Annotated in this window: 16 protein-coding genes; 13 read left to right on the top strand and 3 right to left on the bottom strand. The window is 55.5% G+C overall.

Features of this window, described 5'->3' with window-relative positions:
• Nucleotides 1-5 precede the first annotated feature (5 nt).
• From bcsZ to KAJ71_RS06970, 5 genes are all read left to right on the top strand, one after another.
• Complete coding sequence (bcsZ, locus tag KAJ71_RS06990; protein WP_248945234.1) at nt 6-1,118, top strand: cellulose synthase complex periplasmic endoglucanase BcsZ; 1,113 nt, start codon at nt 6-8, stop codon at nt 1,116-1,118.
• Nucleotides 1,100-4,573, top strand: a complete 3,474-nt coding sequence (gene bcsC, locus KAJ71_RS06985; protein WP_248945047.1) for a cellulose synthase complex outer membrane protein BcsC — start codon at nt 1,100-1,102, stop codon at nt 4,571-4,573. The genes bcsZ and bcsC overlap by 19 nt, the downstream gene beginning before the upstream one ends.
• Before the next feature lie 335 nt (nt 4,574-4,908).
• Nucleotides 4,909-6,921 carry a biofilm formation regulator HmsP gene (hmsP, locus tag KAJ71_RS06980; RefSeq protein ID WP_248945046.1) on the top strand — a complete coding sequence of 671 codons (2,013 nt, stop codon included), beginning with the start codon at nt 4,909-4,911 and terminating at the stop codon, nt 6,919-6,921.
• A 314-nt stretch (nt 6,922-7,235) separates the two neighbouring features.
• A complete protein-coding gene (locus KAJ71_RS06975; RefSeq protein ID WP_248945045.1) occupies nt 7,236-8,528 on the top strand; it encodes a dicarboxylate/amino acid:cation symporter in 1,293 nt (430 codons plus the stop codon).
• Between the two features lie 319 nt (nt 8,529-8,847).
• Nucleotides 8,848-10,344: a M16 family metallopeptidase gene (locus KAJ71_RS06970; RefSeq protein ID WP_248945044.1), complete on the top strand. Its 1,497-nt coding sequence runs from the start codon at nt 8,848-8,850 to the stop codon at nt 10,342-10,344.
• Between the two features lie 52 nt (nt 10,345-10,396).
• Here the strand turns inward: KAJ71_RS06970 and ppiC are convergent, their stop codons facing one another.
• Nucleotides 10,397-10,678 (bottom strand): peptidylprolyl isomerase PpiC, encoded by a 282-nt coding sequence (gene ppiC, locus KAJ71_RS06965; protein WP_248945043.1) that lies wholly within the window; start codon nt 10,676-10,678, stop codon nt 10,397-10,399.
• 154 nt (nt 10,679-10,832) lie between these two features.
• On the opposite strand from ppiC, the gene rep reads away from it, so the two are divergent.
• Nucleotides 10,833-12,857, top strand: a complete 2,025-nt coding sequence (gene rep, locus KAJ71_RS06960) for a DNA helicase Rep (RefSeq protein WP_248945042.1) — start codon at nt 10,833-10,835, stop codon at nt 12,855-12,857.
• Nucleotides 12,858-12,867: 10 nt separating this feature from the next.
• On the opposite strand, the gene ppx is transcribed toward rep, so the two are convergent.
• Both ppx and rhlB read right to left on the bottom strand, forming a co-directional pair.
• The gene (ppx, locus tag KAJ71_RS06955) at nt 12,868-14,361 is read right to left on the bottom strand and encodes an exopolyphosphatase (protein ID WP_248945041.1); all 1,494 of its coding nucleotides are present in this window, start codon (nt 14,359-14,361) and stop codon (nt 12,868-12,870) included.
• Between the two features lie 9 nt (nt 14,362-14,370).
• Nucleotides 14,371-15,660: an ATP-dependent RNA helicase RhlB gene (gene rhlB / locus KAJ71_RS06950; protein ID WP_024484189.1), complete on the bottom strand. Its 1,290-nt coding sequence runs from the start codon at nt 15,658-15,660 to the stop codon at nt 14,371-14,373.
• Between the two features lie 131 nt (nt 15,661-15,791).
• On the opposite strand from rhlB, the gene trxA reads away from it, so the two are divergent.
• The 7 genes from trxA to rffG all read left to right on the top strand — a co-directional run bounded on the left by trxA (nt 15,792) and on the right by rffG (nt 23,813).
• A complete protein-coding gene (gene trxA, locus KAJ71_RS06945; protein WP_025119024.1) occupies nt 15,792-16,118 on the top strand; it encodes a thioredoxin TrxA in 327 nt (108 codons plus the stop codon).
• Between the two features lie 447 nt (nt 16,119-16,565).
• The gene (rho, locus tag KAJ71_RS06940) at nt 16,566-17,825 is read left to right on the top strand and encodes a transcription termination factor Rho (protein ID WP_021181558.1); all 1,260 of its coding nucleotides are present in this window, start codon (nt 16,566-16,568) and stop codon (nt 17,823-17,825) included.
• A gap of 277 nt (nt 17,826-18,102) precedes the next feature.
• The gene (wecA, locus tag KAJ71_RS06935) at nt 18,103-19,200 is read left to right on the top strand and encodes a UDP-N-acetylglucosamine--undecaprenyl-phosphate N-acetylglucosaminephosphotransferase (protein WP_248945040.1); all 1,098 of its coding nucleotides are present in this window, start codon (nt 18,103-18,105) and stop codon (nt 19,198-19,200) included.
• Nucleotides 19,201-19,220: 20 nt separating this feature from the next.
• On the top strand, nt 19,221-20,273 hold the full coding sequence (gene wzzE / locus KAJ71_RS06930; RefSeq protein WP_248945039.1) for an ECA polysaccharide chain length modulation protein: 1,053 nt from the start codon (nt 19,221-19,223) through the stop codon (nt 20,271-20,273).
• Between the two features lie 86 nt (nt 20,274-20,359).
• Nucleotides 20,360-21,490, top strand: a complete 1,131-nt coding sequence (gene wecB / locus KAJ71_RS06925; protein ID WP_248945038.1) for a non-hydrolyzing UDP-N-acetylglucosamine 2-epimerase — start codon at nt 20,360-20,362, stop codon at nt 21,488-21,490.
• A complete protein-coding gene (gene wecC, locus KAJ71_RS06920; protein ID WP_248945037.1) occupies nt 21,487-22,749 on the top strand; it encodes a UDP-N-acetyl-D-mannosamine dehydrogenase in 1,263 nt (420 codons plus the stop codon). The genes wecB and wecC overlap by 4 nt, the downstream gene beginning before the upstream one ends.
• Nucleotides 22,746-23,813: a dTDP-glucose 4,6-dehydratase gene (rffG, locus tag KAJ71_RS06915; protein WP_248945036.1), complete on the top strand. Its 1,068-nt coding sequence runs from the start codon at nt 22,746-22,748 to the stop codon at nt 23,811-23,813. The genes wecC and rffG overlap by 4 nt, the downstream gene beginning before the upstream one ends.
• Nucleotides 23,814-23,979 lie beyond the last annotated feature (166 nt).

Genomic DNA, 23,979 nt, shown 5'->3' with positions numbered 1-23,979 from the left:
CCATGATGGGGATCTGCCTGCGCCGCCTGTTGCCTGGCCTGATGCTGCTGTGTGCGTTCAGCACGGCGGCAAGCTGTGATTGGCCTACCTGGCAGCAGTACCAGCAGTTTTATCTCAGCGATGAAGGGCGGGTGATCGATCCCAGCAGCCCGAAGCGCATCACCACGTCCGAAGGGCAGAGCTATGGGATGTTCTTCGCGCTGGTGGCCAATGATCGGCCTACCTTCGATAAGCTGTTGGCGTGGACGGAGAACAACCTGGCCTCCGGCGATCTGAGCGCGCATCTGCCCGCCTGGCTGTGGGGGCAGGATGATGCCCAGGCCTGGAAGGTGCTGGACAGCAACTCGGCTTCCGATGCGGATCTGTGGATCGCCTACAACCTGTTGGAAGCGGGGCGGCTGTGGCAAAGCCGCCGCTATCAAACATTGGGCACGCTGTTGTTGCAACGGATTGGTCGCGAAGAGGTGGCGAATATCCCCGGCTTGGGGCTGATGCTGTTGCCGGGAAAGGTGGGTTTTGTTGCCGAGGATCGCTGGCGCTTGAACCCCAGCTATTTACCGCCGCAGTTGCTGGCCCGCTTTGCCCAATTGAACGGGCCATGGCGAGCGATACAGAAAACCAGCCAGCGGTTGCTGCTGGAAACGGCTCCGCAAGGATTTTCACCAGACTGGGTCGAGTGGCAATCGGGCAAAGGTTGGCAGCCCGATCCCGTCAAACCCAATATCGGCAGCTATGACGCCATTCGCGTCTATCTCTGGGCTGGGATGTTGGCGGACGACGATCCCCATAAAGCGGCGCTGGTGAAGCAGTTCCAACCGATGGTGCGCCTCACCGCTCAGCTTGGCGCGGTGCCGGAGAAGGCCGATACCGCCAGCGGGAAAACCAACGGTACTGGCCCGGTAGGCTTCTCCGCCGCGCTGTTGCCGCTATTGGCCGCGCAGCCTGATGCTCTGGCGGTGCAACGCCAACGTATTCAGGATAACCCTCTGGGTAATGATGCTTATTTCAGCGCTTCTTTGCTGCTGTTCGGCCAGGGATGGGATCAACAACGCTATCGTTTCAATCGTCAGGGTGAACTTCAACCCGCCTGGAGTAGCCAATGCGCAACTTCACACTAGGCTGGCTCAGCCTGTTTCCTTTAAGCCTGGCTCTGTTGCCACAGGCGCAGAGTGCCGAGAGCGTTGCCCCGGAGCAATGGCTGTTGGAGCAGGTGCGCATCGGCGAAGCCAGCAACAAAGATGAGCTGGTGCGTCAATCGCTGTATCGCCTTGAGCTGATGGACCCGAATAACCCTGACGTGATAGCGGCGCGTATGCGTCTGGCGCTGCGGCAGGGTAATCAGGTCTTGGCGCAGCAACAACTGGATAAGCTTAAGGGGGTGGCACCGCAATCGCCGGTGTTCCGCCAGGCAGAAATGAACATGCTGCTGACCCAGCCGGAAACCCGTCAGAAGTTGCAACAGGCACGCCTGATGGCGACCGCAGGGCGCTTGCCGGAGGCTAAAGCCCAGTACGACGAGCTGTTCCACGGTAATCTGCCGACGCTCGATCTGGCGGTGGAGTATTGGCGTCTGGTGGCCAGGCTACCTGGCCAGGAATCGGCAGCGATACAGCAACTACAGACGTTGGATCGGCAATATCCCGGCAACATCACGCTGCGCATGGCACTGGCGCGGATGCTGTTCAGCCAGGATCGCGATGCTCAGGCCTATGAGCTGTTACAAAAGGTGGCCGCCGATCCCGCAGGCCGCGGTTCTGCGGCGGACTTGTGGCTGGAAAAGGTCAAAGCGCTACCGGTCAGCCCGCAGAGCGTGGCGGCGTTGAACCGTTTTCTCGGCGTGTTTGAAAGCGGTGAGCAGGCGTTGAGTGCGCAACAGGAACTGGCCCGGCAGCAGACGATGCTGGCCGATCCGGCCTATCGCGCGCGCATGACCGGGTTGGCGCAGGTGAATAAAGGCGGTGGTCGGGCGGCGATCCCTGAGCTGAAAAAAGCGCTATCGAGTGCGCCCGATGATGCCGAAGTGCTGGGTGCACTTGGCCTGGCTTATTCCCGTGCCGGTAATCGGCAGCAGGCGTTGAGCCTGTTCCAGCAGGCGCAGAAGGCGGACAAGGATAACTATGACAGCAGCAAATGGCAGAGCCTGATCAAAACCACCCGGTACTGGCTGGCGATCGATGCGGGCGACAAAGCGTTAAAAGCCAATAACCTGCCGTTGGCACAGCAACAATACCAACTGGCACGGCAGATTGATAACGGCGACAGCGATGCGTTGATCGGTCTGGGCGACGTTGCCGTGGCCCGCAAAGATGATGCTGCCGCCGAACGCTATTATCAGCAGGCTCTGCGCCTGGAACCGGGCAGCGGCAGCGCGGTGCGGGGCTTGGTGAATATCTACCAGCGGCAGTCGCCACAAAAAGCCTTGGCCTACCTTAATAGCCTGCCTCGCGGGCAGCAGAACAAGCTGCGCAGCACCCTTGACGGACTGCAACTGGATATGCTCAAACAGCAGGCCGACGAACTGGCCCAGCGCCAGCAGTGGCCAGAGGCGGTAGAAAAATATCGACAGGCGCACCAGAAGGATCCTGATGATGTCTGGCTGACCTATCACTATGCGCAAACGTTGCGTCAGGCCGGGCAACCGCAGCAGGCCGACGTGCTGATGCATCAACTGGCCGCGCAGAAGTCCGGCGATCCGCAACAGGTTTACGCCTATGCGCTGTACCTGGCCGGTAGCGATCGTGATAACCAGGCGTTGGCGCACTTGAATACATTACCCAAAGCGCAGTGGAACGACGGGATGCGTGAGATGGCCCAGCGCTTGCAGATGCAGAGCACGCTCGAACACGCCGAACGGTTCCGAACTGCCGGTGATGAAGCCGCAGCAATCGCCTACCTACGCCAGCAGCCCCCGGCAACGCGCATCGATTTGACCTTGGCCGATTGGGCGTTGGAACGGGGGGAATATGACGAGGCGCTGGCGGATTATCAGCGGGTACGCGCACGTGAGCCGAATAATCCGGATGCACGGCTGGGTGAAGTTGAAGCCTATGTGGCGCAAGGTCAATTGAGTCAGGCTCGCCAACGGCTGCAAACGGCACCAGCGCAACCGGACGAGTCGATCAACGGCCAGCGCCGAGTGGCCAATGCCTGGACGGCGGTAGGTGACCCGCAGAAAGCGACCGATATCTTCAAGCAGCTAAAAGTGGCCGCCCAGCAAGAGCCGCCGGGGCAGGCTAAAGCCTTGGTGTATCGGGATGCCGCAAGGCTGGAGCAAGCACAGTTGCAACCGCAACTGGCGCAGCAGGATTATCGTCAGGCGATGGTCGCCAGCGGCATTGCACCAACGGTGCCCGAGGATAATGACGGCTATACCCGTCTGACCCGCAATAATGCGACGGATGACTGGTTAAAACGCGGTATCCGTTCCGATGCCGCCGATCTCTACCGCCAACAGGACGTCAGGGTCACGCTCGATCATGACTACTGGCGCTCAAGCGGTACTGGTGGTATTTCGGATTATCAGGCGCATGACACCATGTTACAGGTGGATACGCCGCTGTATGACGGCCGGGCGTTCCTGCGTACCGATACCGTCCAACTGAACGCCGGCAGCTTCTCGACCGATAATAATGGCAAGTACTTCGAAACCTTTGGCACCTGTAACACGCAGGGTTGCCGCGGTGACGAACGGCAAAAAACCACCGGCACCAGCGTGGCGGCCGGTTGGGCCAACGACCATTGGCAAACCGATATCGGCACCACCCCGATGGGATTTGAGGTGGTGGACTGGGTCGGCGGCGTGGCCTATAGCGGTGACTGGAACCATGTCGGTTGGACGCTGGGCGCCTCGCGGCGGCCGATTACCAGCTCGCTGTTGGCCTTCGGCGGGACTCGCGATCCGTACACCGGCACCACCTGGGGGGGCGTGCGAGCCACCGGTATCAACCTGAGTGCCAGCTACGATCGCGGTGAAGCCAACGGCGTGTGGGCCGATCTCAGTGCCCATCAGCTTACCGGCCAGAATGTCGAGGATAACCAGCGCCAGCGATTAATGGCCGGTTATTACTATAAGGTAATTAACGAAGATAACCGCCGCGCCACCGTTGGGCTGAGCACCATGCTCTGGCACTATCAGAAAGACCTGAGCGGTTATTCCCTTGGGCAGGGGGGCTATTACAGCCCGCAGCAATATGTTTCGCTGGCGGTGCCGGTGAACTATCGCCAGCGCACCGAAAACTGGTCGTGGGAAGTAGGTGGCTCGGTGTCTATCTCGCACTCGAAGACCAATGATGAGAAACGCTATCCCCTGCAAGGGCTGATCCCAGACTCCCTGCCAGACAAGGATGCGATGGAAAGCGGTGGCTCCTCCTCCGGTGTGGGCTACACGCTGCGGGCCCTGATTGAACGCCGCCTCAGTTCCCATTGGACGCTGGGGGCGGGCATTGATATTCAACAGGCAAAAGACTATACCCCGAGCCATGCGTTGATTTACCTGCGTTATTCGCTCGCCGGTTGGCAGGGCGATCTCGATCTGCCTCCGCAGCCGCTGACGCCATACGCCGACTTTAAGTAATGTGAATTGGTCGATTCGTGGTGTCACCCACAGGGTAGTTTTGCTACCCTGTGGCTATTCCGGCTAGGATAATACCGAAACCAGTGCTTTTCCCGCTGCCACCAAGCGGTTGGTAAGGTAAACACGCGGAGCAATCGAGTATACTCAAGCCGCTTATCCAGCAAGCATTATTTCCCCTAACTTCAGCCCTTCTTTAAAGGCGCTGATACGGAGCTGCGGTCAGGCACAAGAGTTAAGTTTTAGCACATTCAATCCCTTCTCCCTGCTGGAGAGGATTAGGGAGGAGGGGCGTCATAACGCTCTATCCGTCCTTATTAATTTAGGAGTGCAGGTTTTTGCGGGTCAGGCGTTCGTTAACGATTAAGCAGATGGCAGCGGTGTCTGGTGTGGCACTAGTAACGATCTGTATCTTCATCGTGATCCAGTTATTCCACTTTGTGCAGCAGCGCAGGGATGACTATGCCCAGCAACTGGAGAATGTGGCCCAGGCCGTGCGCCAGCCTCTGGCTGAAGCCGTGCTGCGGATGGATGTGCTGGAAGCCAAACGCGTGCTCAATGCTCTGCGGCCGGTGGGGATACTCACCCGGGCGGATATCGTCCTGCCGAACGAGTTTCAGGCGCTGCATGCCGATTTCCCGCCAGAACGTCCGGTTCCTGCGCTAGTGGCGCGTATCTTTGAGCTGCCGGTACAGATTTCGGTGCCGCTCTATTCGCTAGAGCGGGTGCCTGTCAATCCCCAGCCGCTTGCCTATCTGGTGTTGCAGGCCGATTCGCACCGCATGTATCAGTTTATCCTCAGCACGCTATCGACCATGTTGTCGACTTATCTGCTGTTGGCGTTGATCCTGTCGATTGCCGTTAGCTGGTGCATGAACCGGCTGCTGGTTTACCCGTTACGAGCCATGGCGCGCGAACTGGAAAATGTCCCTCAGGAAGATATCCCTTACCACCAATTGATGCTGCCTACCCAACATCAGGACGATGAATTAGGTTTGTTGGTCCGCAATTACAATCGTAACCAGCAAACGCTGGCCAAGGCGCATACCGCCATGAGCCGCCTGAGTACCCATAACTCGATTACCGAATTACCCAATCCGGTGCTGTTTGCCGCGCTGCTTGAACAGCATATCGCTGCCAGTATGCGGCCACCGTGCTTTAATCTGCTGGTGGTGGGTATCGAAACCCTGCATGAAGCCTCCGGCGTGCTGAACCCGTCTATGCGTGAAGCGCTGTTGCTGACGCTGGCGAAAAAGCTGCGTCAGGTTATCGGTGTGGACTGTGTGCTGGCACAGTTGAGCAACGCCGAGTTTGCCATCCTGGCGAAAAATATCGAGCAGCCCATTCACGCCATGCAGTTGGCCAGAAGTGTGATGGCAGCTATCAATGCGCCGCTGAACCTGCAACAGAAGATGCAGCTGCGGCCAAGCGCCAGTATCGGTATTGCCCATTACCCCAATCAGGGGGAAAGTGCGGAGCAACTGCTGCGTAGTGCCACCTCGGCCATGATGTCGGCGCATCGTGAGGGTAAAAATCAGATCCTGTTCTTCGAGCCTTGCCTGACTGAAAAAACCCAAAAGCGCCTGACGCAGGAAAGCGAGATCCTGCAGGCCTTGGAGCAACGGCAGTTCGCACTATTCCTGCAACCACAGTGGGATATGCAAACCAATCAGGTGACCGGCGCGGAAGCCCTGCTGCGTTGGCAACTGCCCGACGGCCAGGTTATTCTCCCGGCGGATGTGATCCCGCTGGCGGAGGAGCTGGGCGTGATTGTGCCCCTGGGTAACTGGGTGCTGGAAGAGTCATGCCGTATTCTGGCCGCGTGGCAGTCCCAGGGCATCACGTTGCCGTTAGCGGTAAATATTTCGCCGATCCAGTTGCATCATAAAGGCTTTGTGCCTCACCTGAAACGTCTGCTGGACGAGCACCATATCGACCCGCATAAGCTGCTGCTGGAAATCACCGAGACGGTGCGTATCCACGATCTTGATGGAGCGATGGAATTGCTTCGGGAATTGCATGAGTTAGGCGTGTCGATCGCCTTGGATGATTTTGGCATGGGCTATGCCAGCCTGAATTACCTCAATCGTCTCAAATCCCTACCGATCGATCTGATTAAAATCGACAAAAGCTTTATTGATGGCCTGCCAGAAGACGATGCGATGGTGCGGATCGTCAGCTCGATTTCCGAGGTGCTTAACCTGCCGGTGATGGCGGAAGGGGTGGAAACCGCAGCGCAGCGAGACTGGTTATTACAGTACGGCATTCGTACTGGCCAGGGCTTCCTGTTTGCCAAGCCCTTACCCCGTCAGGCGTTTGAGGCGCAGTTTGCCTCTGTTGCCAAAGCGTGACCTGGTTTATCAGATGCTGAGTTTTTATCCTCCCGCCTGGTACTTTTCGGACGGGAGAACCCGCTTTATTTCCTAGAAAAAACCAGTTTCTATCGCTACCCATTCTGAGTTAATTCAAAGAAAAGTTGACGTAACGCAGGAACTTGTACACTGACTGACGCGTTTCAGCTCTTAAATTCACACCAATATACCTGGATCACGGCAACAAGTTATTTCCATGTTGTTATGGGGGTGTTATTTTCCGCGCAAGCAATAAACAGGACGGACGATTGATTGCCCGCCTGCTGCGTTATCTCCCTCCAAAGGATGTGCTGATGAAAACAACTATATTTAAGAGCCTCTATTTTCAGGTGTTAACAGCGATTACGCTGGGGATCCTGCTTGGCCATTTCTACCCTGACCTCGGTGCCCAGATGAAGCCCCTGGGTGATGGATTTGTTAAATTAATCAAAATGATTATCGCTCCGGTGATCTTCTGTACCGTGGTGACCGGCATCGCGGGCATGGAGAGTATGAAGGCCGTGGGCCGTACCGGGGCAATTGCCCTGCTGTACTTTGAAATCGTTAGTACCATTGCGCTGCTGATCGGCTTGGTGATCGTTAACGTGGTGCAACCGGGTGCCGGGATGAACGTCGATGCGGGAACGCTGGATGCCAAAGCGGTGGCGGTCTATGCCGAGCAGGCTTCACAGCAGGGCATCGTGCCTTTCCTGTTGGATATTATCCCGGGTAGTGTGGTGGGTGCCTTTGCCAGCGGCAACATCTTGCAGGTGCTGCTGTTTGCGGTGCTGTTCGGTTTTGCCCTGCATCGCCTGGGTGAGAAAGGCCAAGTGATCTTTAATGTGATCGACAGCTTCTCTCGCGTCATTTTTGGCATCATCAATATGATCATGCGCTTGGCGCCGCTAGGGGCCTTTGGTGCCATGGCGTTCACTATCGGTAAATACGGTGTGGGTACCCTGTTGCAACTGGGCCAGCTGATTGTCTGCTTCTATATCACCTGCGTGCTATTTGTGGTGGTGGTGCTGGGTTCGATTGCCCGTTACAACGGCTTCAACATCTTCAAATTTATTCGCTATATCAAAGAAGAACTGCTGATCGTACTGGGTACCTCGTCTTCCGAATCGGTGCTGCCACGCATGCTCGATAAAATGGAAAATCTGGGGTGCAAGAAATCGGTGGTGGGCTTGGTGATCCCGACGGGCTACTCGTTCAACCTTGACGGCACCTCGATCTATCTGACGATGGCGGCGGTGTTTATCGCTCAGGCAACCAACACCCATATGGACATCATGCATCAGGTGACCTTGTTAGTGGTGCTGTTGCTCTCCTCGAAAGGAGCGGCAGGGGTAACTGGCAGTGGCTTTATCGTACTGGCAGCGACCATTTCGGCGGTAGGGCATTTACCGCTGGCCGGTCTGGCCTTGATCCTCGGTATTGACCGCTTTATGTCGGAAGCCCGTGCCTTGACCAACCTGGTCGGTAACGGTGTGGCGACGGTAGTGGTGGCCAAATGGTGTAACCAACTGGATGAAAAGCAGTTGCAAGACGTGCTGAACAACAGAGCAGAGACGGTTGCTACTGACAAAAAACTGCCTTCTGCCTGAGTTTTTTCCTTCCCTCTGCATCGGCTGCCATGGCTGCCGATGCTATTTTCCCTTGCTTCTTGTTCATTTTTTCTCCATAACACCCTACCAGCTATTATTTTTCACTGTGATGAGTGACATCCGCCAAGGCGCGCGGTCTAACAGGATGGTACACTTTACGCTTTCCGCCCTACGGTGAAACTCAGGGTGTGATTGTGCCTGTGATACGCACAGTTCAGGCCGTACTCGTCAGCATAGCGGCGGGGCGATGCCTTATATTCCAGTGATCGGAATATCCGTATTTGCATAAAAATTGGCTAGTCATTAAGTAGGGGTTCACATGCAGGGCACCAGAATTCGTCTTTTAGTGGGTGGGCTGCTGTTGGTTGCGGCCAACGGCGGCGTGCACGCTGAAGCGCTACAACCTGATCCTGCCTGGCAGCAGGGGCAGCTGAATAACGGTTTTTCTTGGCAGATCCTTGATACGCCACAGCGCCCTAGCGATCGCGTTGAGTTGCGGTTGATGGTTAATACCGGATCGCTGGTGGAGTCGGCCCAGCAGATCGGTTTTGCTCATCTGCTGCCACGTATTGCGATTACGCGCAGCGAGAGTTTTACCCAGCCGCAGTTACAATCGCTGTGGCAACAGAGCGTGGACAGTGAACGGCCATTGCCGCCAGCCATCAGCTCTTATGATTTCACCATCTACAACCTGAGCCTGCCCAATAACCGCCCCGATCTGCTGAAAGAGGCGCTGGCCTGGCTGGCGGATACCACGGGTAAGCTGGCTATCGATGAGCCAACGGTAGAAGCGGTGATGAATGCCAATAGGGATCCTATCGGTATCTTCCCGCCGAATCCCAAAGACAGCTGGTGGCGTTATCGCCTGAAAGGCTCAACGTTACTGGCACACGATCCGGGCCAACCGGTCAAGCGGCCGGTCAATATTGAGCAGTTGCAGAAATTTTATCAGCAGTGGTATACCCCGGACGCCATGACGTTGTACGTCGTGGGTAAAGTTGATAGCCGTAGCCTGACTGAACAAATCAACAAGGCATTCTCGCCTCTCCAAGGCAAGCGCGAAGCGCCGGCAACCATGCCAACCCTGACTCCACTGCCACAGCAGCCAGTCAGTCTGATCAGCGATCAGGTGAAGCGGGATACGCTGTCGATTATGTGGGATACGCCATGGCATCCAATTCGCGACTCGCAAAACCTGAGCCGTTACTGGCGCAGTGATATGGCCCGTGAAGCCCTGTTCTGGCACATTCAGCAGGTGCTGCAAAAGAGCGAGCAGAAAAACATCAAGCTGGGCTTCGACTGCCGGGTGCAGTATCAACGCGCCCAGTGTGCGATCCATCTGAATTCACCGAATGACAATCTGAACAACGGCCTGGCCTTTATTGCCCGCGAGTTGGCCAATGTGCGTAACAACGGCCTGTCTCAGGATGAGTACAATGCCTTGCTGGCACAGAAAACCGACCAGTTGAGCAAACTGTTTGCCACCTATGCCCGCACCGATACCGACGTGCTGATGAGTCAACGTCTACGCTCACAGCAAAGTGGCGTGGTGGATATCGCCCCGGAGCAATACCAGAAGTTGCGTCAGGCCTTCTTGTCGTCGCTGACGCTGGAATCGTTGAACCAGGAACTGAAGTCGCAACTGTCGCAGGATGCCACCTTGGTGCTGTTACAGCCGAAGGGGGAGCCGGAGATGAATATGAAGCAGCTACAGGAAACCTATAACGGCATCATGGCGCCAGCACCGGCCGTGGTGAGCGAAGAGCCAAAGCCAGCGGATCCTGTTACCGCAGCACCGGAAACCAGCGCTCAGTAACTCTTGGCGCTCGATAAGCTCTCACCCTCTTCCAAAGGAAGAGGGTGAGAGCTTAGCTGCGATACAGCACTTTGATGATGTGATAGCCGAACTGAGTTTTCACCGGGCCATAGGGCTTGAGCAACGGGATGCTGAACACCGCCTTATCGAAGGCTGCGACCATAGTCCCCTTGTTGAATTCACCCAGGGAGCCGCCGTTGCGCTTGGACGGGCAGCTCGAGTATTTGCGTGCCAGCGTATCAAAGCTGACGCCACGTTTGAGTTTGGCCAACAGCTCGTTGGCCAGTGTTTCGTTATCCACCAGGATGTGCAGCGCGCTAGCAGTCTTTGCCATTATTTTCCCATTACCGTCATGCAGAATTTTTCGCCATTATACCCGTTTTACCCTATGAATTTCGAGTTGTAGCTAGGCGACGGGTATAAATCTGTTTGGCGCTTTCTGCTACAATCCTTCTCCTTTGTACACCAATATTGAGCAATAAAGCGCCATGCGATTAAACCCCAGCCAACAACAAGCCGTCGAATTCGTTACCGGGCCTTGCCTGGTGCTGGCCGGTGCCGGTTCCGGCAAAACGCGTGTGATCACCAATAAAATCGCCCACCTGATCCACCAATGTGGCTATCAGGCCCGGCATATCGCGGCCGTGACCTTTACCAACAAGGCGGCGCGTGAGATGAAAGAGCGTGTGGCGCAAACCATGGGGCGCAAAGAGTCGCGTGGCCTGATGATCTCAACCTTCCATACGCTGGGGCTGGAAGTGATCAAACGCGAATATGCCGCGTTGGGGATGAAGTCCAACTTCTCGTTGTTTGACGATCAAGACCAGCTCGCGCTGCTGAAAGAACTGACCGAGAAGTGGCTGGAAAACGACAAGACTCTGGTGGCGCAGCTGATTTCGACCATTTCCAACTGGAAGAACGATCTGGTGGATCCGCCACGGGCAATGGGGCTGGCGCGCTCCGAGCGGGACAAACTGTTCGCCCACTGCTACGGGCTGTATCACGACCACATGAGGGCCTGTAACGTCCTGGATTTTGACGATCTGATCCTGCTGCCTACCTTGTTGCTACAGCGTAATGAGGAGGTGCGTGAGCGCTGGCAGAACCGTATCCGCTATCTGCTGGTGGATGAATATCAGGACACCAACACCAGCCAGTACGAACTGGTGAAACTGCTGGTGGGTAACCGCGCACGCTTTACCGTGGTGGGGGATGACGATCAGTCAATCTACTCCTGGCGCGGTGCGCGTCCGCAGAACCTGGTGCTGCTAAAGGAAGATTTCCCGGCGTTGCAGGTGATCAAGCTGGAGCAGAACTACCGTTCCAGCGAACGTATTTTGAAGGCTGCCAACATTCTGATTGCCAACAACCCGCACGTATTTGAAAAACGCCTGTTCTCTGAACTGGGCTACGGCGAAGAGTTGAAGGTAGTCACGGCAAACAATGAAGATCACGAGGCCGAGCGGGTGGTGGGGGAACTGATCGCCCATCACTTTGTGAAGAAAACCAATTACGGCGACTATGCGATCCTCTATCGCGGCAACCACCAGTCGCGGCTGTTTGAAAAAATGCTGATGCAGAACCGCATTCCGTACAAGATTTCTGGCGGCACGTCGTTCTTCTCGCGCCCGGAAATCAAGGATTTGCTGGCCTATCTGCGGGTTTTGACCAACCAGGATGATGACAGCGCCTTCCTGCGTATCGTCAACACGCCCAAGCGGGAAATCGGCCCGGCGACGCTGCAAAAGCTGGGGGAGTGGGCCAATCAGCGCAACAAAAGCCTGTTCCGTGCCAGTTTTGACCTCGGTCTGGGCCAGTATCTGACTGGCCGGGGGCTGGAATCATTACAGCGGTTTACCCACTGGATGGAAGGCATCATCCAGATGGTAGAGCGTGAACCAGTGGCGGCAGTGCGCGATCTGATACGCGGCATTGACTATGAAAGCTGGTTGTTTGAAACCTCGCCCAGCCCGAAAGCGGCCGAAATGCGCATGAAAAACGTCAACACGCTGTTTGGCTGGATGACCGAGATGCTGGAAGGCAACGATCTGGACGAGCCGATGACGCTGACCCAGGTGGTCACGCGCTTTACGTTGCGTGACATGATGGAGCGCGGCGAAAGCGATGAAGAGTTGGATCAGGTACAGCTGATGACCCTGCATGCTTCCAAGGGGCTGGAATTCCCCTATGTGTTTTTAGTGGGGATGGAAGAGGGGTTATTGCCGCATCAGAGCAGCATTGACGAGGATAATGTCGATGAAGAGCGGCGTTTGGCCTATGTGGGGATAACCCGTGCCCAGAAAGAGCTGATTTTTACCCTGTGTCGCGAACGTCGCCAATACGGTGAGTTGGTGCGGCCTGAACCCAGCCGTTTCCTGTTGGAACTGCCGCAGGACGATCTGGCCTGGGAGTCTGAACGCAAAGTAGTTAGCCCGCAGGAGCGGATGGAGAAAGGCCAGAGCCATTTGGCCAGCGTGAAGGCGATGCTGGCCAAGGCCAAAGGCGGTAGCTGAGGGGGCGTTCTTAGGGCTGTTCTTCTAAAAACAGTGGCCAGTGGGCATAGCTCTGCCAATGGCTTTCCTGATCCAGCGCTTCAGCGCGCAGCGGATGTCGTTCCAACCAGCTGTGCGGCAAAATCACATGCAACTCTTCATCGTTGGCGCGTAAGCGCACTGCTGGCAGGGTATCGTCACGGCGGCGGCTGGCAAAGATGATGGCCAGACGTAACAGACGGCACATACGCTGGGCCATGCGGGGCGGCACGGCATTTTGTTGGCTCAGCAGCGGCAAATCGAGGGCGTTGCTCTGGTTTTGCAGCAGGGTGGCTAACAGTTTTTTCTGTGCCGGGGTAAAGCCGGGTAAATCAAGATGGCTGACCAGATAGGCAGCGTGTTGAGGAGCCTGTTTGAAATCGACGCTCAGGCCGATTTCGTGGATCAGGCAGGCCGCGTGCAGTAGCTCGCGACATCGCGTATCCAATTGCCATTCATTGGTCGTTTGCAAACAGAAGTTCGCAGCCAACTGGCTGACGCGTTCGGCCTGATCGATATCCAGCAGGTAACGGCGTTGCAGGTTACGTAACGTGCGGCTGCGGATATCCTGCTCGACTGGCAGATGCAGCATGCCATACACCAGCCCTTCACGTAGAGCGCCACCGGCCAGCGTCATGCTTTCAATGCCTAACTCCTGGAAAATGGCCAGCAGTATTGACAGGCCACTTGGGAATACCAAGGCACGTTCTAGCGTCAGCCCTTCAATTTCCAGCTCTTCCAGCTTGCCACACTGGATGGCTCGCTGTTTTAGCTGCCGCAGTTTAGGCAGGGTAATACGTTCATCCATCCCCTGCGCCACCATGATTTCCTGTAGCGCTTGCACGGTACCGGATGCGCCGACGCAAATCTGCCAGCCATGTTGACGAAGTTGTGGGGCGATTGGCCGCACCATTTCACGCGCGGCCTGTTCGGCGGCTTCGAAGTTATCCCGCTCCAGATTGCGATCGCTGAAGAAGCGTTCTAGCCAGGTGACGCAGCCCATTGAAAGGCTATACAGTTGCGCGGCTTGCGCACCCGTACCGACAACCAACTCTGTGCTGCCACCCCCGATATCTACTACCAGACGCCTGTCCGGGCCGCCAGTGGTGTGGGCGACGCCGTGGTAGATCAGACGGGCTTCTTCTTCGCCGCTGATAACCTGAATGGGGCAGCCAAGGATGGTTTCGGCGGTTTGCAGGAATTCGGCCGCGTTGTTGGCCAGGCGCAGCGTCGCGGTGGCGACGACCCGAATTTGATCGCGCGGGATATCCTGCAGGCGTTCCGAGAACAGCCGCAGGCATTGCCAGCCGCGCTGCATGGCTTCCTGTGACAGGTGATTGTGCTGATCCAGCCCGGCCGCCAGGCGCACTTTGCGCTTGATGCGAGCCAGCGTCTGGATACTGCCAGCCACCTCACGTACCACCAACATATGGAAACTGTTGGAACCCAGATCGATGGCGGCATAGAGGGTGCTGGAACCTGGCATAGTTATCTATCAGCCCGAACGTTTACGGTTGTTACGCGGCGCACCACCACGACGTGGCGCGGAAGAGTTCCGGCGTGGGCCGTTGTTGCCACGTGGGCGCACAAGGCGCTTCGGTGCTGGCAGATCGCTCAGCAGCGCATCACTGTTGTACTTGCTCACAGGAATACTGTGGCCGGTATAGGTTTCGATAGCGGGCAGATTCAGCGCGTACTCTTCACAGGCCAGGCTGATGGAGTGACCGCTTTCGCCCGCGCGGCCAGTACGGCCAATGCGGTGCACGTAGTCTTCGCAGTCGTCCGGCAGATCGTAGTTGAAGACGTGAGTCACCAACGGAATATGCAGGCCGCGTGCGGCGACGTCGGTGGCGACCAGGATATCCAGATTGCCTTTGGTGAAGTCGTCCAGAATACGCAGGCGTTTTTTCTGCGCCACGTCGCCGGTCAGCAGACCTACGCGATGACCGTCGGCAGCCAGATGGCCCCAGATGTCTTCACAGCGGTGCTTGGTGTTGGCGAAGATAATGCAGCGGTCCGGCCACTCTTCCTCGATCAGCGTCTGCAGCAGGCGCATTTTTTCTTCGTTGGAAGGGTAGAATAGCTCTTCCTGAATGCGGTGGCCGGTTTTCTGTTCCGGTTCAACTTCCACATATTCAGCATTGTTCATCTGCTCAAAGGCCAGCTCGCGTACGCGATAGGACAGGGTGGCAGAGAACAACATGTTCAGGCGTTGATCGACCGCAGGCATACGGCGGAACAGCCAGCGGATATCTTTGATAAAGCCCAGATCGTACATGCGGTCGGCTTCATCGAGTACCACAACCTGGATAGCCCCCAGATCGATATAGTTCTGTTTGGCGTAGTCGATTAGACGGCCGGTGGTACCCACCAGGATATCCACGCCGCTTTCCAGCACTTTCAGCTGTTTGTCATAGCCATCGCCGCCGTAGGCCAGGCCAAGCTTCAACCCGGTAGATTGCGACAGGGCTTCTGCATCGGAATGGATCTGCACCGCCAGTTCACGCGTAGGCGCCATGATCAAGGCGCGCGGCTGGTTGGTCTGGCGACCTTCTTTCGCCGGGTGGGACAGCAAATAGTGAAAAGTAGACGCTAAAAATGCCAGCGTCTTTCCGGTACCGGTTTGCGCCTGACCTGCAACGTCGCGCCCACTGAGGGTGAGCGGCAATGCTAACGCCTGGATGGGCGTGCAGTTGTGAAACCCTTTTTTCTCAAGGGCTTCAAGGACTAACGGGTGCAGGGCGAAGTCGGAAAACTTCTGTTCGGTCAAGTGTGTTTTGCTCATAGTGTGGTAGAATATCAGCTAACTATTGCTTTACGAAAGCATATCCGTTGAAATAAAAGCGGTGAAATAAAATCACCCAAGTTGGTTTGATGCTACACCAACAAGGTAGACCTAATCCTGTGGAGTCGAACATGAGCGATAAAATTATTCACCTGACTGACGACAGCTTCGATACTGATGTACTGAAAGCCGAAGGGCCTATCCTGGTCGATTTCTGGGCTGAATGGTGTGGTCCGTGCAAGATGATTGCTCCGATCCTCGACGAGATTGCCGAAGAGTTCGCCGGCAAACTGACCATTACCAAACTGAACATCGATCAAAACCCGGCTACCGCGCCTAAGTACGGCATCCGTGGTATCCCGACGCTGTTGTTGTTCAAGAACGGTGAAGTGGCAGCGACCAAGGTCGGCGCGTTGTCCAAGGGCCAGCTCAAAGAGTTCCTGGAAGCGAATCTGTAATTAGGGCGGGAAGCCCAGTGACGGGCGTCTGGAGGGGGATTTTCATTCACCGCTAGACGCCTGCCAAGAAGCGTGTTAAGTTTAACCACACTGCATTTAGAACTTGCCATAAGTATTAAATCTAAAGAGTCTGAATCTAAGCATTACTCTACGTTGAACCATAGGCACTTGCATTTCACTGTGAACCGAGTCCGTGTTTTGACGATTCAAGCGGTTTTACAAAAAAATCAGTTTTAAGGCACCTTCGATCTTAAACCGTCAGCGTGTGCGCCCCAGCTAAGCCATTTCTTACTGCGGCGGCTCAGCAGCCCGGCGATCGAACGTCCAGTAACAGGCACGCATACCCTATGAATTTCACGTTGTAGCTTGAAAGGTTATGGGTAAACACGCTGCCATACCATTCACGATACTAGTTCGAGACACACCCCGAGTTTAAGAACCCCCACTATGAATCTTACCGAATTAAAGAATACGCCGGTTTCTGAGCTGATTACTCTCGGCGAAAATATGGGGCTGGAAAACCTGGCCCGCCTGCGCAAACAGGACATTATCTTCTCTATACTCAAGCAACATGCGAAAAGCGGAGAAGATATCTTCGGTGATGGCGTGCTGGAGATATTGCAGGATGGATTTGGTTTCCTCCGTTCCGGAGACAGTTCCTACCTCGCAGGCCCCGACGATATCTACGTTTCTCCCAGCCAAATCCGCCGCTTCAACCTCCGCACAGGTGACACCATTTCCGGTAAGATTCGTCCGCCAAAAGAAGGCGAGCGCTATTTTGCCCTGTTGAAAGTTAACGAAGTCAACTACGACAAACCGGAAAACGCCCGTAACAAGATCCTGTTCGAAAACCTGACGCCGCTGCACGCCAACTCACGTTTGCGTATGGAGCGCGGCAACGGCTCTACCGAAGATCTGACGGCTCGCGTACTGGATCTGGCAGCGCCAATCGGTCGTGGTCAGCGTGGCCTGATTGTGGCACCGCCGAAAGCCGGTAAAACCATGCTGCTGCAAAACATTGCGCAGAGCATCGCATACAACCATCCAGACTGCGTGCTGATGGTATTGCTGATCGACGAACGTCCGGAAGAAGTGACCGAGATGCAACGTCTGGTAAAAGGCGAAGTGATCGCCTCTACCTTTGATGAACCCGCATCCCGCCACGTACAGGTTGCCGAAATGGTGATCGAGAAGGCCAAGCGCCTGGTCGAACACAAAAAAGACGTGATCATCCTGCTGGACTCCATCACCCGTCTGGCGCGTGCCTACAACACCGTAGTACCCGCCTCAGGCAAAGTACTGACCGGTGGTGTGGATGCTAACGCCCTGCATCGTCCGAAGCGTTTCTTCGGTGCGGCTCGTAACGTTGAGGAAGGCGGCAGCCTGACCATCATCGCTACCGCACTGGTCGATACCGGTTCGAAGATGGACGAAGTGATCTACGAAGAGTTTAAAGGTACGGGTAACATGGAACTGCACCTGGCGCGTAAAATCGCCGAGAAGCGCGTGTTCCCAGCTATCGATTACAACCGTTCCGGTACACGTAAAGAAGAGTTGCTCACCACCTCTGAAGAACTGCAGAAAATGTGGATCCTGCGCAAGATCATTCACCCAATGGGCGAGATTGACGCGATGGAGTTCCTCATTAACAAGTTGGCGATGACCAAAACCAACGATGAATTCTTCGACATGATGAAACGCTCATAAATAAGTAAAATATTCGAGGAACGCCACGCCTAGTCGTGGCGTTTTTTGCTTTTGGCGGATACGATAAGTAACAGTAAAGGAAAGTAAGTTATTCTTGTGACTTATTGAGAAATTATCTTATTTGCGCCTGTTTTTGCGTTAATGCGTTGAAGCAAGACACGTTTTAGGCATTGATAAGTGTCTATGTCATAGGAAATGACTGAAAGGTCGCTTGGTCATGTGGCGCGGTTTTTTACCCATGTTAAGCTGCCTCATCTTCTTCAGAGATTTGTTAACCGTGAACTTACTCACTATGAGTACTGAAATTCTTTTTGTTTTTCTGTTTTCTCTGGCTTTTTTATTTGTTGCTCGCAAGGCAGCAAAACCTATTGGTTTGGTGGATAAGCCTAATTATCGCAAACGTCATCAGGGGCTGATCCCGTTGGTGGGTGGGATTTCTGTTTATGCTGGCATCTGCTTTGCCTTCCTGATCACCGACCAGACGATTGTGCACAGCAAACTCTATCTCACCTGCGCCGGTGTCCTGGTATTCGTCGGGGCTTTGGACGATCGCTTCGATATCAGCGTCAAGATCCGCGCCACCATTCAGGCACTGGTCGGCATCGCCATGATGGTGTTTGCTGGCCTTTATCTGCGCAGCCTCGGCTATGTGTTTGGTGGCTGGGAAATGCAGTTGGGGCCGTTTGGCTATTTGGTGACGCTGTTTGCCGTTTGGGCGGCGATTAACGCCTTTAACATGGTCGATGGTATCGACGGCCTGCTCGGTGGTCTCTCTTGCGTGTCGTTCGGCGCGATGGGGATCCTGCTGTATCAAGGCGGTCATAGCGAGCTTGCCTTCTGGTGCTTCGCGATGCTGGCGGCTATTGTTCCCTATATTCTGCTTAACCTCGGCATCCTTGGCCGTCGCTATAAGGTCTTTATGGGTGACGCCGGCAGTACGCTGATCGGCTTTACCGCCATCTGGCTGCTGGTGCAAAGCTCGCAAGGGCCAAGCCATCCGATCAAACCGGTCACCGCGTTGTGGATTATCGCCATCCCGCTGATGGATATGATTGCCATCATGTATCGCCGTCTGCGTAAGGGCATGAGCCCGTTCTCGCCAGACCGTCAACACATTCACCATTTGATTATGCGCGCGGGCTTTACGCCTCGTCAGGCCTTTGTGCTCATCACCTTGGCCGCAGCGCTGTTGGCAGCGATTGGCGTGATAGGTGAACGCCTGACTTTCATACCTGAATGGTTTATGTTGGCATTATTCTTGCTTGCATTCTTCTTCTATGGCTATTGCATCAAACGTGCATGGCGGGTCGCGCGCTATATCAAACGTCTCAAGCGCCGTCTGCGAAATGCAACGAACAATAAGCAAGTACCTTAACCTGAGGCTTTAGGGCAGTGATGAATCCTGAAACAACGTCTGACAAGAATACCCCGGTGGTCGATAACGAACTCGATATCCGTGGTCTATGCGGCACCCTGTGGCGTGGCAAAAAATGGATTATCGGTTTTGCGGTATTGTTCGCTGCCGTCGCGCTGATCGTATCCTACCTGGTGAAACAGGAGTGGAGCGCCACGGCGATCACTGATAAGCCAACGGTGAATGCGTTGGGGGGATATTACTCTCAGCAGCAGTTCCTGCGTAACCTGGACCAGCGGACGCTGCCTGCGGTTGCCAGCGATCAGCCAGGCATCGCCGATGAAGCCTATAATGAATTTATCATGCAGTTGGCCGCCTATGACACGCGCCGTGATTTCTGGCTGCAAAGCGATTACTACAAACAGCGCCAGGAAGGGGATGCCCGTGCCGACGCGGCGTTGCTTGATGACTTGATTAACAATATCCAGTTCACGCCGCGCGACGACAAAAAAGTGCTGAATGACAGCGTGAAACTGACCGCCGAGACCGCGCCAGACTCCAACCATTTGCTGCGTCAGTATGTTGCCTTTGCCAGCCACCGTGCGGCGCAGCATCTGAATGAAGAGATCCAGGGAGCCTGGGCGGCGCGTACCACCTCGATGAGTGCACAGGTCAAACGCCAGGAAGCGGTGGCCGATGCGGTTTATCAGCGTGAGCTCAAGACCGTGCAGCAGGCGCTGAAAATCGCCGAGCAGCAAGGGATTAGCCGTACGCAGACCGATACGCCAGCCGAACAGTTGCCAGACTCCGATTTGTTCTTGCTGGGCAAACCCATGCTGCAGGCGCGCCTGGAAGGTTTACAGGTTTCCGGCCCGGCTTACGATCTGAGTTACGATCAGAACCGGGCCATGCTGGCAACCTTGAACGTCGGCCCGACGTTGGATGCCAAATTCCAGACCTACCGCTATTTACGTACGCCGGAAGAGCCGGTGAAACGTGATAGCCCACGCCGGGTATTCTGGCTGATTATGTGGGGCGCAATCGGTGGCCTGATTGGTGCGGGCGTTGCCTTGGTACGCCGGGAACAACGTTAACTCATAATATAATAATTTCGCTGTTGGGCACTGAGTGCCCAACTTTGCAGGTTCGCCTGCGCTTCACCGACCAAAAGAGATTCGCTGTGAAAGTGTTGACTGTTTTTGGCACCAGACCGGAAGCCATTAAAATGGCACCTCTGGTACATGCTTTGGCTCAGGATGATGCCTTTGAATCAAGAGTCTGCGTTACGGCACAGCATCGTGAGATGCTGGATCAGGTACTGCGTTTGTTTGAAATCGTACCGGATTACGACCTGAATATTATGAAACCGGGCCAGGGGCTGAGTGAAATCACCTGCCGCATTCTGGAAGGGATTAAAGGCGTACTGGAGGACTTTAAGCCGGACGTGGTGTTGGTTCACGGTGACACGACGACCACCATGGCGACCAGCCTGGCGGCGTTTTATCAGCGTATCCCGGTGGGGCATGTGGAAGCGGGTCTGCGTACCGGTAATCTCTATTCTCCGTGGCCTGAAGAGGCCAACCGCAAGTTGACGGGGCATTTGGCGATGTATCACTTCTCGCCAACCGAAAACTCACGGCAGAACCTGCTGCGTGAATCGCTGCGGGACGACCATATTTTCGTTACGGGCAACACCGTGATCGATGCGCTGCTGTGGGTGCGCGACCGCATCATGCACAACTCAGAGCTGCGTAGCAGCCTTGACCAGCGCTATCCTTTCCTAGATGCCAACAAAAAGCTGATCCTGGTGACCGGCCACCGCCGCGAAAGCTTCGGCGGTGGGTTCGAGCGCATCTGTAGCGCCTTGGCCGAGATTGCCCTTCAGCATCCTGAAGTGCAGGTGGTCTATCCGGTGCACCTCAATCCGAACGTCAGCGAGCCGGTCAACCGTATTTTGAAGGGGATCGATAACATCATTCTGATCGATCCGCAGGATTACCTGCCGTTTGTCTATCTGATGACGCGATCTTATCTGATCCTGACCGACTCGGGCGGCATTCAGGAAGAGGCGCCATCGCTGGGTAAACCGGTGTTGGTGATGCGTGATACCACCGAGCGGCCAGAAGCGGTAGATGCCGGCACGGTACAGCTGGTGGGAACGGACGTAGCTAAAATTGTTGATGCGGTAACCCGGTTATTGACAGACGAAGGCGAATACCACGCCATGAGCCGGGCGCATAACCCATACGGTGACGGGCATGCCTGCCAACGTATCCTCGAAGCTTTAAAGAATCATCAGGTGACACTATGAGTTTTAACACTATTTCAGTTATTGGCCTGGGTTATATCGGTTTGCCAACGGCGGCGGCGTTTGCTTCCCGCAAGAAAAAAGTGGTGGGCGTAGATGTTAACCAGCACGCGGTAGATACCATTAACCGCGGTGCCATCCACATCGTCGAACCCGATCTGGATCGCGTGGTAAAAGAAGCGGTGGAAGGCGGTTATCTGCAGGCGGTGACGAAACCGCTGGCGGCTGATGCGTTCCTGATCGCTGTACCAACGCCGTTCAAAGGGGATCACGAACCCGATCTGGCCTATGTTGAAGCCGCCGCCAAGTCATTGGCACCGGTACTGAAAAAAGGCGACTTGGTGATCCTGGAGTCTACTTCACCGGTGGGCGCTACCGAGCAGATGGCCCTGTGGCTGGCAGAGGCGCGTAGCGATCTGAGCTTCCCGCAGGATGCCGGTGAGCAGGCTGACGTGAACATTGCCTACTGCCCTGAGCGCGTGCTGCCTGGGCAGGTGATGGTTGAGCTGATCCAGAATGACCGTGTGATCGGCGGGATGACGCCAAAATGCTCCGAGCGCGCCAGTGCGCTGTACAAGATTTTCCTCGAAGGTGAGTGTGTGATCACCAACTCGCGCACCGCCGAGATGTGCAAACTGACGGAAAACAGCTTCCGCGACGTTAACATCGCGTTTGCCAACGAGCTTTCGCTGATCTGTGCCGATCAAGGCATCAACGTGTGGGAACTGATCCGCCTGGCCAACCGCCATCCGCGCGTCAACATTCTGCAACCTGGCCCAGGCGTGGGCGGGCACTGTATCGCCGTTGATCCTTGGTTTATCGTGGCGCAGAACCCGCAACAGGCTCGTCTGATCCATACTGCGCGCCTGGTTAACGACGGCAAACCGCTCTGGGTGGTCGATCAAGTCAAGGCTGCTGTGGCAGATTGTCTGGCGGCCACCAACAAGCGCGCTTCTGAAGTGAAAATTGCCTGCTTCGGTTTGGCGTTCAAACCTAATATCGACGACCTGCGTGAAAGCCCGGCGGTTGAAGTAGCCCACCTGATTGCCGATTGGCACGTGGGTGAAACCTTGGCGGTCGAGCCTAACGTTGAACAACTGCCGAAGTCACTGGCGGGCCACGTTACGCTGAAAAAACTGCCTGAGGCCTTACAGCAGGCGGATGTGATCGTGATGTTGGTCGATCATAAAGAATTCAAGGCGATCAGGCCGGAAGAGATTAAGCAGTCCTGGATCGTGGACACCAAAGGAGTTTGGCGTTGAAACGTATTTTGGTCACCGGTGGTGCCGGATTTATCGGCTCTGCCGTGGTAAGACATATCATCGAGGGGACCCGCGACAGCGTGGTGGTGGTTGATAAGCTCACCTATGCCGGTAACCTGGAGTCATTGGCCGGTGTGGTTGACAATGAACGCTATGCTTTCGAGCAGGTTGATATCTGCGACCGTGCCGCTTTGGACCGCGTATTTGCGCAGTACCAGCCGGATTTCGTGATGCACCTGGCGGCGGAAAGCCACGTTGACCGTTCTATCGACGGCCCGGCGGCCTTTATCGAAACCAACATCGTGGGCACTTACACCATGCTGGAGGCCGCCCGCCATTATTGGCAGGCACTGGCGGCAGAGAAAAAGCAGGCTTTCCGCTTCCATCATATCTCTACCGATGAAGTGTATGGCGACCTGCACGGCACCGACGATCTGTTTACCGAAACCACGCCTTACGCGCCAAGCAGCCCGTACTCAGCCTCCAAGGCATCGAGTGACCACCTGGTGCGTGCCTGGCTGCGTACCTACGGTTTCCCAACCGTTGTGACCAACTGCTCTAACAACTACGGCCCTTACCACTTCCCAGAGAAGCTGGTGCCGCTGGTGATCCTCAATGCCATCTCCGGCAAACCGCTGCCGGTTTACGGTGATGGGGCACAGGTGCGTGACTGGCTGTTTGTGGAAGACCACGCACGGGCGTTATATCAGGTAGTGACGGAAGGCGTGATTGGGGAAACCTATAACATCGGCGGCCACAACGAACGCAAAAATATCGAAGTGGTACAGACCATCTGCGATCTGTTGGAAGAGCTGGCACCGAACAAACCGCAGGGCGTGGCGAAATATCGCGATCTGATCACCTACGTCAAAGATCGTCCTGGCCACGATATGCGCTATGCCATCGATGCGGGCAAAATTGAACGTGAGCTGGGTTGGCACCCACAGGAAACCTTTGAAAGCGGCATCCGCAAGACGGTTTCCTGGTATCTGAACAATGAAACCTGGTGGCGCCGCGTGCAAGACGGTTCCTATGCAGGAGAACGTTTAGGCTTAAGTCAGTAATACCCTTCATCTTTCAAGCCACAGCGTTGTTGGCTGCGAACGTCAACCCCAGTCACTTATTATGTTATAAGCTCCTGGGGACTGACGTACTTGCCGCCTGGCTGTGACTCGAAATCTATTGGGTATGTTTACTTAACGTATGGCAAAAAGAACTTTCGCGTAACGA

Origin of the sequence: Serratia silvae, from assembly GCF_023282985.1 — a bacterium.
GTDB classification, from domain to species: domain Bacteria; phylum Pseudomonadota; class Gammaproteobacteria; order Enterobacterales; family Enterobacteriaceae; genus Chania; species Chania silvae.
This window is presented reverse-complemented; position numbering and strand designations above follow the sequence as displayed.